Annotated in this window: 13 protein-coding genes; 10 read left to right on the top strand and 3 right to left on the bottom strand. The window is 44.6% G+C overall.

All coding sequences use genetic code 11. The features are described from left to right. Positions 1-106 precede the first annotated feature (106 nt). Genes VDIS_RS10335 through VDIS_RS10325 form a run of 3 tightly spaced genes read right to left on the bottom strand, consistent with a single transcriptional unit; the run spans position 107 to position 2,283 of the window. Entirely contained in the window at positions 107-550 is a 444-nt protein-coding gene (locus VDIS_RS10335) for a DUF1641 domain-containing protein (protein WP_013337191.1), read from the bottom strand. Continuing rightward, entirely contained in the window at positions 547-1,728 is a 1,182-nt protein-coding gene (locus VDIS_RS10330) for an NAD(P)/FAD-dependent oxidoreductase (protein ID WP_013337190.1), read from the bottom strand. The genes VDIS_RS10335 and VDIS_RS10330 overlap by 4 nt, the downstream gene beginning before the upstream one ends. Before the next feature lie 39 nt (positions 1,729-1,767). Beyond that, positions 1,768-2,283, bottom strand: coding sequence for a hypothetical protein (locus VDIS_RS10325; protein WP_013337189.1), 516 nt, complete (start codon positions 2,281-2,283; stop codon positions 1,768-1,770). Positions 2,284-2,424: 141 nt separating this feature from the next. Between VDIS_RS10325 and VDIS_RS10320 the strand changes: the two genes are divergently transcribed. From VDIS_RS10320 to VDIS_RS10275, 10 genes are all read left to right on the top strand, one after another. Beyond that, positions 2,425-3,237 (top strand): respiratory nitrate reductase subunit gamma, encoded by an 813-nt coding sequence (locus VDIS_RS10320; RefSeq protein ID WP_013337188.1) that lies wholly within the window; start codon positions 2,425-2,427, stop codon positions 3,235-3,237. Further along, positions 3,237-4,643, top strand: a complete 1,407-nt coding sequence (locus tag VDIS_RS10315; RefSeq protein ID WP_013337187.1) for a (Fe-S)-binding protein — start codon at positions 3,237-3,239, stop codon at positions 4,641-4,643. Before VDIS_RS10320 ends, VDIS_RS10315 begins: the two co-directional genes overlap by 1 nt. 124 nt (positions 4,644-4,767) lie before the next feature. Next, the gene (locus VDIS_RS10310) at positions 4,768-5,553 is read left to right on the top strand and encodes a hypothetical protein (protein ID WP_013337186.1); all 786 of its coding nucleotides are present in this window, start codon (positions 4,768-4,770) and stop codon (positions 5,551-5,553) included. Between the two features lie 202 nt (positions 5,554-5,755). Continuing rightward, the gene (locus VDIS_RS10305) at positions 5,756-6,613 is read left to right on the top strand and encodes a hypothetical protein (protein ID WP_013337185.1); all 858 of its coding nucleotides are present in this window, start codon (positions 5,756-5,758) and stop codon (positions 6,611-6,613) included. A gap of 10 nt (positions 6,614-6,623) precedes the next feature. Further along, positions 6,624-7,112 (top strand): adenylyl-sulfate reductase subunit beta, encoded by a 489-nt coding sequence (gene aprB / locus VDIS_RS10300; RefSeq protein WP_013337184.1) that lies wholly within the window; start codon positions 6,624-6,626, stop codon positions 7,110-7,112. A 4-nt stretch (positions 7,113-7,116) separates the two neighbouring features. Next, positions 7,117-9,021 carry an adenylyl-sulfate reductase subunit alpha gene (aprA, locus tag VDIS_RS10295; protein WP_013337183.1) on the top strand — a complete coding sequence of 635 codons (1,905 nt, stop codon included), beginning with the start codon at positions 7,117-7,119 and terminating at the stop codon, positions 9,019-9,021. Between the two features lie 10 nt (positions 9,022-9,031). Then, positions 9,032-10,408, top strand: coding sequence for a sulfate adenylyltransferase (gene sat / locus VDIS_RS10290; protein WP_013337182.1), 1,377 nt, complete (start codon positions 9,032-9,034; stop codon positions 10,406-10,408). Positions 10,409-10,413: 5 nt separating this feature from the next. Beyond that, complete coding sequence (locus tag VDIS_RS10285; protein WP_052885940.1) at positions 10,414-10,782, top strand: DUF6955 family protein; 369 nt, start codon at positions 10,414-10,416, stop codon at positions 10,780-10,782. Between the two features lie 59 nt (positions 10,783-10,841). Continuing rightward, positions 10,842-11,423, top strand: a complete 582-nt coding sequence (locus VDIS_RS10280) for a hypothetical protein (RefSeq protein WP_013337180.1) — start codon at positions 10,842-10,844, stop codon at positions 11,421-11,423. A gap of 173 nt (positions 11,424-11,596) precedes the next feature. Continuing rightward, positions 11,597-12,307: a hypothetical protein gene (locus VDIS_RS10275; RefSeq protein WP_245522511.1), complete on the top strand. Its 711-nt coding sequence runs from the start codon at positions 11,597-11,599 to the stop codon at positions 12,305-12,307. The last annotated feature ends 46 nt before the right edge of the window (positions 12,308-12,353 follow it).

The raw sequence follows: 12,353 nt of genomic DNA, 5'->3' as shown, positions 1-12,353 counted from the left end.
ATGATTTTTGAAAAGGGTTATTCCACGTGATACGGGCATTAAGGTGATTGGGCATTATACTAAGCATGTGACCTTATAACCTTATTTAATAACGAAAGGACTAATCTTAACCTTCAGCCTTAAATTCCCTAACCTTCCTACCCAGGGACTTCATGACTGTTAAAAATACGTATAGGCCCGTTAACACGTCATTGTTTCTCATAAGTCCAATCACATCACCTAGGCTAACCCCCTTTTCTTTAGCCTTAATTATTGCCTTATCAACCTCAGTATCATTTAATGATTCACCAAGCAACTTCAGTAATGGGTTATTGGCAAGCGCATCAATTAGTGGTGCTAATTCCCTTAACGTTAGTGCCAGGTTGTCAATCATACTATCTGTAATTACTGATGATACGTTCTTAACCGTCATTAATAACTCAACTGCAGTATCAAATGCGCCAGACTTGTAGAGAAGTAGTAGTTTATTTAGCATGTCAATCATTGCTTTATCCTTATCCATGTCCTTAATTAATTCCTCAATAACCTTAGTCGGAATCTCCGTGCTCATGCTAATCCCCTCATGGTTAATGGTAATGATAGGTAGAATGCCCTTATGAACCACCAACCAAACCTAGTCGTTATGAAGGTTAACTCGTTGACCTTATAGTCCCACCACGGAAGCCATGCCCTACCCCTACCATGCTGTGTATAGAGGTCCGTGAGCATTGGGCATATTGTCTCACCCTTATACCTAACCTGTGAGCCCTCGCCAGCTATATCATGTACTAAATTCTCAACAACCACATCAGATTGATAGTGAGCCACTGATGCCGCCTTCGCAACCTCAAGAGCTGTGGCGTCACCTATTACGTAAACCTCATCATACTTAGTTTTACCCTTACGGTATTGTAGGGTATACCTGTCACAGGGCACGAAGCCGTATGGGTCCCCAATACCTGAATCCCTAATGGCCTTGGCGCCTCTATGTGGTGGTATTGTTATTAATAAGTCATACTTAATCTTCTCACCCTTATCACTAATCACTACCTTTTCCTCAGGCCTTATCTCAGACACTGAGAAGTTGAAAATATACTTAACACCGCGTTCCTCAAGTAGGATTTTACCTAACTTATTAACCTCGGGCTGCGCATGTAAGTGGTCCGTGGGATAGAGGAGCATTACATCGACATTACCACGCACACCCCTATCCCTGAGATAATCATCAAGCATCAGGCCAAATTTTAACGGTGCTATTGGGCACTTAATCGGCGGCTCAACGAAGAGCTCAACAATTGTACCCTTGTTGAAGCCCTGAAGAATATTCCTAAGTTCCAGAGCCCCCTCAAGCGTGTAGTACGTGTGATAGTCCTTTAATAAGCCGGGCACCTCCTCAGGTACGTAATCCGCGCCGCTCGCTATTACGAGGTAATCATAGGAATATTTACTACCATCAGCCAGCGTCAATGTCCTATTAGCCAGGTCAACATTAACCACCTCGCCTGACTTACCGAAGAAGTACTTAATCCTAGAATCTAGCAACTCTGCCTTATCACCAACGGCGTACCTTTCACTCATTGATCCAAAGGTTATTAATGGTAGCATCGCGTGAATTAAGTACTTAGGACTTCTATCGAATAATGCAATTTCCACGTCACCCTTAGCCACGGACCACCTAAGTCTCTTGGCGAGTTTATTAGCCACGACTATTCCGGAGAAGTTGCCCCCCATGATGGCAATCCTCTTCATTAAGCGAGGTAATTTAAGATAATGAATTTACAGGTTATTTCACTTATTAGGTGAAACCCTAAGTGCGTCAATTATGCGGAATAGATATGCATCTGAATTGAATCTTAAATCCTCGATCAATCCCTCAATAAAGTTTTCATTAAATAATTGGCTACTTACGGCAGACTTTATGCCCAAGATCACAAGGACAACACTACTAGTCTCATCTAAGTATAATGGGTATAGGAAGGGCGCTATTGACCTGTTTCCGTAAAGTTCAAAGCCTATCCGGGTGGTTATGTCCTCAAGATCCCTAAACCCATTAATGAGTTGCGGCACGTCTTTAGCACTCATCTCCTCTGCAAGATTCAAATCCAATAGTGCAATCGATACATAATCATCCTCCTTAGCCGCATTCACGAGTATGGGCATCTCACCAGGCCTGTAAAGTATTGCATTAACCTCGCCGGAGCTCTCAATTATGCTTCTTACTAATTCGTTAATTTCGTAAAACTCGAGAAAACCTGCATCGCGGGCCTTCCTTATTAACTCAGCGACCTTATCGCCAATACTCATTAAGAAATAATGTGCTAATTCCTTATATTACTTTATTCTACATCAAGCCGCGGTATGTACCATATGGTGCCTTATTCTGTCATTCACGTCATACGTGTAACAGCATTTATTATTTATGGCTCAACCATAGTATGAACAGTGATGAATTACGCATACCTAATCGTGTTTGGGTATGTACCGTACATCGCCGTTGTAATATTCATAGTTGGGATAATATTTAGGCTAGTCAGGTGGTTAATGCCGAAGGCATTGACGGGGCTTTATAACGTTAATGCGACAGTGAACGATGATTCCTATGGTAAAATAACGATTGAGATACTCAAGAGGATATTCCTATTCTATACGTTGCCGGGCACTGACACGGCACTGTTCGTGGGCTCAGTACTCTTTCACTGGGGTATTTGGATAGCCCTCGTGGGCCACCTCGGCCTATTAATACCGCCTGCGCAGCTCGGGGCCATGGGCATTTCACCTACAATGCATGTGTTATTGGCTAAGGTTATCGGTGGCTTAGGCGGTGTTATGGCATTGGTTGGAATGTTGATCCTCATTGGTAGGAGGTTAATTGATAGGAGCGTTAAGGTTGGCAACTTCGTTGTTAAACTGCCAATGAGAAGTCTCAGTTACCTCGATGATTACTTCGCGGATGCACTACTCCTATTAATAATATTATTAGGTCTTATACAAACTTTATGGCTTGAGTCTGTTGAGCCTGGATTCTTCGAGTATTCAGTCGCTCCCTGGATTTGGAACCTAGCATCATTCAATGTGGATAAGGCAATTAGCTACATTATGGCTGCGCCGCCGATCACGTTAGCCCACGTAATACTAGCCATGATATTCATAGCCTACTTCCCGTGGGGCAAGATGATGCACCTATTCTCATTCATATACATATCGCCCACGGTGGCTAGGCCATCAATTAAGATTAGGGTTAAGTCAATACCAGGGTGATGAGCATGGCCCATAAACTACCTGAGTTCAGGTTCGGGGATACATCGAACATAAAGCCTCATAAGGCCGATGCCAAACTACTTGAGAGGCTTAATGCGAGGATAGGGTTTAAGCCGCCGGTCGGCATTGACAAGGTGTCATACTTCAAGAAGAAACTGCTTGAGGAGTATGAGAGTAATAGGAATGTTAAGCTGGCTGTGGAGACCTGTGTTCATTGTGGTGCTTGTTTAACGGCTTGTCCAACGTACATAACCACGGGTGATATTAGGAATTCGCCCGTGGGCAGGGCAGAACTAATAAGGGCTGTGATTAAGGCCGAAAAACCAAGCGGTAAACTGCTTGGCAAGGCTGTAAATGCCGTTAAGGCAATTGATGAGAATTACCTGGAGATGCTATACACATATTACTGGCAATGCTTATTATGCAGGAAGTGCGCCACCATATGCCCATTCGGTGTCGACCAAGCATCATTGACCAGGACCGTGAGGTCAATACTGTATGAATTGGGCATGGCCTCTAGGTTCGTGGTTACGACGATAGATAACATGGAGAGAACCGGCAATAATATGGCATTAACTCCAGCCGCTATAAGGAATATACTTGAGTTCGTAATAAATGAGATAAAGCAGGAGAAGGGCGTCGAAATAAAGGTCAAAATTGACCAGCCAGCCTACGCCCTACTACTCCCATCATCTGCCGACTTCTTCATGAACATTGAGACGCTCAAGGGCCACCTATTGTTCATGCACGCCATAGGCATGGACTACACAATAAGCACAAAATTACTGGAGGTGGCGAACTTCGGCCTGTTCCTAGACCCAAGGCACCTTAAGTATATTGGCGAAATGTACGTGAATGCAGCAAGAGAACTGGGCGTTAAGTTAGCTGTATTCTGCGAGTGCGGTCATGGCTGGCATGCATTCAAGAATTACGTGATACCGAGGTTGAGGGAATACGGTATTGAGGGACTCCACATATTCCATCTTGTGGTTGATGCCATTAGGAGGGGTAGGATTAAGCTTAATCCCGAGGCCAACGGCGACATAGTGTACATGTACCAAGACCCTGATTATTACGCCAGGGGTGGAGACCTAACAGAAGAACCAAGATTCATAATGAACCACGTAGTCAAAAAGTGGGTTGATTCCGAGTACAGTAGAGGTAAGACATGGTGCTGCGGAGGCCAGGGAGGTATGCTGGCTGATGAAATGCTGCCCCTAGCTATTCAATACGCAAGGCTTTGGTATGAAGATGCCCTTAAGCATGGCGCACAGTGGGTCGTTAGGCCCTGCTCAATATGTAAGGCACAGCTTAGCCACGTTGTTCCCCATCTAAATAAGATGTATGGAAAGGAAATTAAGTATTCAGGACTCATGGACCTAGTCTATAGGGCACTAGTCGTTTGAATTCATTTAAATAATAATTAATCTTTTTCACTGGAAAAACAATCATTTACATTTTATCAATGTGCCATGCAATTTTTGCACTAGGCAACTGGTTTTATAACAAATGAATATACGTATATACTCAATGAGGCATGATGCCATCATTAATTATGGTAACCTGGTCCCAGAGAGTTTGAGGTTAGAACTTAGAAGGCTCGTAAATGTTGAGTACGATAATGTAATGAACGACATACTCGCATACATAATAATGAAGGGGCCGGTTACACTATACAGGGTTTCTAGGGAAACGCCATATAGCATATCATCCATTTATAAGAAGGCTAAGTACATGGTAAAGAATAACCTAATACTTGCCAGGGAATCAAGTGATAGGCTTAATGGCAAGCGCGTTTATGAAGTCACAGTTAAGGGATTACTAACGTGCCTAGCATATAAGTGCCTTGACGATGATATAGTGCTAAGTAGACTTAAGGCAAGGTGGAATCTGAGGAATTACGATAATGGTAAACTAATAACAATACTCACAATACTACCTCACATAGTCAGAGGTGAGAGTTTGAGAATAATTGAGAATATAGATACGCTAATGATAACGGCATTAAGCACGTTAATTAACAACTCATCGATAAGCGGTAAACTCATTGACGAGTCAACAGTCACCAGCATTAAAAATACCTCAATCTACTATTTAGTTAATAATATATTGAGCAATTCATCCAACGTTAAAAGACCTGACATAATACTTGGCAACAACTCATTCCTGGTGGGGTATTATAGAAACAGCAAAATGCTTTATGTCTATATATGCAGATTATGTGAAAAGAATTGCGTATTAACATACACAACCTGTGATGAACATTGCCCGCTAATTAATGAGTTAAATAGAGATATATCAAATCTGGTAAAATAATCATTATTTATGTTTTATCTTAGAAAAATTACTAATATTTATAAGAAAAATTGGCATAATATAATTATTTATTCGTGTTAATAAAGAATTAATATTATATTCATTCATATTCATTATTATATATAATAATTTACATGCATAATATAAGCTTTCACAATCTATGTGGAATAAATAATTTTTTAACTAAAGTAATATGAGGTTGATGATCGAACTATACCTACCAATACCGCACCTATGGATAATTTACGGAGCCATAGCGCTAGTTATAGAGATGGTTATCGGCTTCGCAATTGAGATAGGCAGGGGCGTGCTAGCCCTTTCAAACTTAAGCAGGGTACTGCCGATAAAGGGTCCAACGAGGAATTGGGGCTCCGCAGGCGCCTTTATTGCTGGCTTAATCACGGCATTTCTATACCCATTCTACGGCGCGCCAATGACCTCATGCCACACTCAGTCAATTTACCTAAGGAGGCCCAGGGTTAAGGCGGTGGCGCATGCATTGGTTTGGTGGGGTTTTGTGTTTGCGGCAATATCAACAGTCCTGGGCTTCATTTACGATGAGTGGGTCCCAAGCGACGTACCTGGTCTCGTGGCTTTCATACCTGGTGGTAAGCTCGGCCCCATGGGTCCATACGCCGTCATAGGCACCGGCGCCGTTGGTGGTGTTTTGATAATTGTTGGGTTTATACTCATGATGATCGCCAGGTGGCAGGGGACTAGGCCAGTCGGTGAACCTGCGGTTACGGACTTCTTCCTCTGGACGGCCTTCTTCGTCTCACTGAGTGGCTTTGCCCTAATGGGTATTGAATTAACAATGCCGCTGAATTACTACGCATTGGCAACGGCATTCACTGTCCACATATTCCTAGTGGCCATGATGTTCGCCACAATGCCTTGGACGAAGTTTGGACATGCGATTTATATGTATATATGGCAGTTATACGATAGGTATAGGACCTGGAAGGGCGTAGAGCCTAGGCTACTTGGCCCGTGGAGTGGTGAGTTGGCTGAGAGGGCGCTTGAGTCCCACGTACCAAGTCACCCAAAGAAGCACTCATGAGGTGGTGGGCATGCCCTCCTATGTAATCCCGGCCAAGTGCACGGGATGCGGGGACTGCGTTAACATATGCCCAAGTCACATAATGAGGTTCACGAAGTCCGGCATATTCGGTAGGAAGGCATACAACGCGGAGCCGGAGTCCTGCTGGGAGTGCTACAACTGCGTTAAGCACTGCCCACAGGGCGCTGTCCAGATAAGGGGCTACATGGACTTCACACCACTTGGTGGTGCCGTTGAGGTTTACAGGGATGAGAAGACTAACAGGGTTTACTGGACAATTAGGTATAGGAATGGCACGGTTAAGTACTTCGTATTTCCAATAAGGACCACGCCCTGGGGTTCAATAAAGCCACCGCAGGAATACCCGGAGCCACCTAGGGAATTCCTGAGGACGCCGTACCTATCCTGCGAGCATGAGAAGCTTGGCGGTAATAAGCTCGGCGTTGAACTACCCAGAACGAAGGTTCCAGAGGTTGTTAAGGCTGAGGTGAGGGGGTGAGAGCATGGTTAGGGTTAGGTACGTAGATGCGGACATACTAATAATTGGTGGCGGAATGGCTGGTAGTGGGGCTGCCTGGGAGACGAGGTATTGGTGTAGGAACTGCAGGATTGTGCTGGCGGAGAAGGCGAATATAAACAGGAGTGGGGCGGTGGCGATGGGGCTATCGGCAATTAACACGTACATGGGTCTAAAGTGCAAGGAGAATACTGTGGAGGACTACGTTAAGTACGTGAGGGGTGACTTAATGGGTATTGTTAGGGAGGACTTGGTCTACGACTACGCGAGGCATGTCGACTCAACAGTCCACTTATTTGATGAGTGGGGATTACCAATATGGCCCGAGCCAAAGACTGGGTGCTATGTTAGGGAAGGTAAGTGGCAGATAATGATTCATGGGGAGTCCTATAAACCAATAGTAGCTGAGGCAGCCAGGAAGGCCCTTGGTGACGAGAATATATTCAATAGGGTAATGGTCACGCACCTACTTAAGAGCCCGAGTAATCCCAATAGGGTCGTTGGTGCCGTAGGCTTTAACGTAAATGATGGGACATTCTACGTATTCAGGGCAAAGGCGGTAATACTCTCCGCAGGTGGTGGTTCACAGATATATAGGCCTAGGTCTCAGGGTGAGGGACTTGGCAGGAGTTGGTACCCACCATGGTCCTCCGCCTCATCCTACGGCATGTTAATCGAGGCCGGCGCCGTAATGACCATGATGGAGGCCAGATTTGTAGTCCCAAGGTTTAAGGATGGCTATGGACCTGTTGGTGCTTATCAGTTATTGCTTAAGACGAGGATTAGCAATGCCTATGGGCAGGACTTCTGGAAGCCCCATGTCGATGAGATAAGGAAGCTGTATAGCGGTAAGGGTAACTACGTTGATTTGCCAATTACACCAACAACACTTAGGGTATTTGCCCAACGCCTTGAGTGGTTGGCTGGCCGTGGGCCAAGCCTCATGAGGACTGATGAGACGGTTAAGAAGGGTACTGAAAGCGAGGCGATAGCCTATGAGGACTTCCTAGACATGACAATAAGCCAGGTAGTCATATGGGCTGGGCAAAACCACGAGCCAGCCGATAGGCCCTATGAGATAATTACCACGGAGCCCTACGTGATGGGTAGCCACGCCACCGAGTGCGGTGCATGGGCCAGCGGACCTGAGGACTTAGCGCCTAAGAAGATTGAGGGCTTGCCAGACGACAGGAGGTACCAGTACTTCTGGGGCTATAATAGGATGACCACCCTAGATGGTTTATTCTGTGCAGGTGATGCCTGCGGCGCCAATCCGCACAAGTTCAGTAGTGGTTCATTCACTGAGGGTAGGTTGGCGGGTAAGTCCGCCGTACTATACGTGATGGATCACAGCGATGAGAAGGTTGAGGTGGATAGAGCTCAGGTTGATTCGTTAATAGCCAAGATAATGGAGCCACTGGAGCGTTACCAGAAGGGTAGGTATAACGTTGTCACTGGGCCGAGCTACATGCATCCAATAGACCCAACTAAGATGTACTGGAAGCAGGGCCTGTTCAGGCTTCAGAAGATCATGGATGAGTACGCCGGTGGTTGGTCAACAATGTACGTGACCAACGAGTGGATGCTCAACAGGGCGCTGGAACTACTGCAGTTCCTTAAGGAGGACTTCATGAATTACGCAGCTGCCCAGGACTGGCATGAATTAATGAGAGTTTGGGAGCTGTGGCACAGGATATTGACTGCGGAGGCCGTGGTTAGGCACATGCTGTTTAGGAAGGAGACTAGGTGGCCTGGCTATTACGTTAGGGCGGATTACCCGGCACTGGATGATGAGAATTGGCACGTATTCGTCAATTCAAGGTATGATGCGAAAACCGGTCAGTGGGAGTTATGGAAGGTGCCCGTGATACACATAATAGAGTTCCCATGAGGTGGTCCACATGAGTCTTAAGGTCTACATGCCACCCCCACACGGAGGGAAGCTTGTGGATGCGGTGATTAGGGATAGGGATAAGGTCATTAACATGGCCGCCGGCGCAATACCATACGACATAAGGGCAACCAGGGATCCGATTAGCGGCTTACCCATTAGGAATGTGTATAGGGAGATCATGTCCATCGCCTATGGCTTCTTCAGCCCGCTGGATAGGTTCATGACTAGGAATGAGGTTGAGAATGTACTTAAGGAGAGGAGACTCCTCGATGGTTGGTTATTCCCATTCCCAATAATATTTGACATCAGTGAGGATGACCTGAGGAAGCTTGGTATTAAGGAGGGCGATAGGTTATTGCTTAGGCTCAAGGGACAACCGTTTGCAATACTTGATGTTGAGGAGATTTGGAGGTTCGATCCCAAGGACTTGGCCGATAGGACGTTTGGAACGCCGGAGAGGAATCCAGAGGTTGTTAAGAAGAGGTTTGATGAGAAGCACCCTGGCTGGTTGATATATAGAAGTATGACTGGCACAGCGTTGGCAGGTAAGGTGTACGTGATTAACGAGCCGGTGTTTAAGGAGCCATACAATAGGTTCTGGTACCCACCGGCTAAATCCCGCGAGGAGATTCAAAGGAGGGGCTGGAGGACGGTGATCGCCCACCAGACTAGGAATGTGCCGCACACCGGTCATGAGCACCTAATGAAGAATGCGGCATACCTGGGTGATATTGAGCCGTGCCATGGAATACTCGTCAACGCCATAATCGGTGCAAAGAGGCTTGGGGACTTCGTCGATGAGGCAATCCTCGAGGGTCACGAGGCATTGAATAAGTACGGCTACATAAGCCCGAAGAGGCACATGGTCACCTTCACGCTGTGGGACATGAGGTATGGTAACCCACTCGAGTCGTTACTGCACGGCATCATTAGGCAGAACATGGGTTGTACACACCACATGTTTGGTAGGGATCACGCTGCCGTGGGCGACTATTATGATCCATATGCAACGCAAATACTCTGGGAGAGGGGCCTACCTAGTTATGGCCTTAATGCCCCGCCTTATGACCTAGATAAAGGCCTTAAGATAAGGCCTGTTAACATTAAGGAGTTTTGGTACTGCCCGAAGTGCGGTGAAATAGCCTATAGCGACACGTGCGCCCATACAGATGTAGCCCAGAGATTTAGTGGTAGCTTCATTAGGGGGTTGATAGCCGAGGGCATAGAGCCACCGCCAATAATCTTTAGGCCTGAGGTCTATAGGGTCATTGTCAGGTGGTGGAGGGTCTATGGCTACCCATTCGTTAATAAGAAGTACCTCGAGTTAAAAGAGAGGGAGCTTGAGGTTGATGTACCACCAATGGAGGTGCCGTTAAAGAGGTGATGAGCATGCCCTACAAGATCTCCGTAATACTAGATAAGACGAGACTCGAGAGGATAAGAGGTACTCCATTGGAGAAGTTTATTAAGGATCTATATGGCGGTTACCTTAAGGTAATTGAGCTTGAGGTTCCTGACGACGTTGCCCAGAGGATCCTAAAGGAGTTTCCAAGGGCTAGGATTGATGCCAGGGGCTTCATTGAGGAAACGCCGGTGGCCTTTAAGAGGGAGCTCTTTGAGGTTATTGCCCAATTAAGGAGTATTGGTAGGGAGGTCTTTGATGAGATATTGAAGCCGGAGAGGCTTAGCAAGATTAAGGAGTTAGCTGCCAAGGAGGAGGAGTACTTACCACCGCCCACATTGCCCGAAGAGAAGTGAGGAGTAATGTCTTGGTTTTATTAAAATCCTAGAGATATTTCTTCATTGAGGTCTTAATCATGTTTCGTAATTACGAGGAGGAGGTTATTAGGACATTAAGGGATGAGTTTAGGAGTCGAGGTATTAATGTTACTAATGAGCAGATTGATAAGGTGAGGATGTGTATAAATGAGTTAAGGAGGAGGCATGTACCATTAAGTCAAGCCAGGGAAATTGCTAAGTTAATTGCCCAAGTCCTTTCTGAGGTTCCATTCGCTACATTGAGTATGGAGAATATTAGGCAATTCCTATCAATGGTTAGCTCATGTAGGTTAGTTGGGTTTCAATTACGTAGGCATGAGTCTATTTACTGCCCAATAATGATACCCAGGGACTTCATAGGCATTTCACTAATTACTGTAACAACGCTATTGGGTAACGTAACCCTATTAATAAAGAGGGTTGGTGAACCCATAAGTGACAATGCGTACTACGCAGAGGATGTAATACTCGTTGGTTACTTTGACGTGAATAATGTGGTGTGGTCCCAAAGGTTTGACCCAGGTATTTACTTAGTTGAGGTGAACAATTCATTTAGTGATAATGTTAATGTTACTATAGACGTAATGACATGCATACTAAGTACCAAGGAGAATCATTAGATAAATACATTTATTTATAAGGGATGTTACTCAATGCACTTTATGCACTAATCAAACAATATTTATTCAACTGAATATATACATAGCTGATGAATGCTATGTTAATGAGTAAATCCGCAATTAATGATCATGGCATTACTATTCGATTATTACGACAACGGCTCTTGACTGAGATGGACATTGACGATACCACCAGGGAATTATTGGCTTATATTATTTATAATGAACCAATAACATTATACAGGATTTCTAAGAATACGAGGTTTGCCATCTCAACAGTGTATAAGAAGGCTAAGAGGATGCTTCAGTATGGATTAATAAGGCCGTTGAATATTAGTGATACCAATAGTGAAAGGGGTATATATGTATCAACAGTTAAGGGTTTACTCGTGTGCTTAGCGCTTAATTGCGTTGATGATGAAAGCATTATCTTTAGCAAACTATGCCAAAAATGGCACCTAAGGAGCTATTGTTGCCAAAGGATCATGAAAATAATAAGTGTTTTACCTGCACTAATGAGCATTGATAGTGGCATCATGAGGATGATTGATGACCCTAAGACGGTCATGATGATGATACTTGAGCATAGGGATCAATTAAAGTCATTAGTTAGGTACGACTTACTTAACGATGTGATTAACATGGCAATGCATTATTTAATTAGTAGGCTGATTATTGATGGTGGTATAATTACGAAATCATCAATCCTAATTGGTAATGATAAATTCGTGATTAGCATAGGCCTTGATGGTAATGCCTATGTTTACATGTGCACGCTTTGTGGGAAGTCATGCATAGGTATGCAATTCTCAGTTAACTACCATGATTGTGTTTTATTACATGAAATTAAAAAACTAAGGAACAACAGTAGTATTTTAGAATAGCCTGAAATTTTACATGCTATGTGTAATAACCATTATTTAATTACCA

The sequence above is a fragment of the Vulcanisaeta distributa DSM 14429 genome (assembly GCF_000148385.1).
In the GTDB taxonomy this organism is placed as follows: Archaea; Thermoproteota; Thermoprotei; order Thermoproteales; family Thermocladiaceae; genus Vulcanisaeta; species Vulcanisaeta distributa.
The sequence above is the reverse complement of the archived record's forward strand: the minus strand, read 5'-3'. Positions and strand labels throughout refer to the sequence as shown.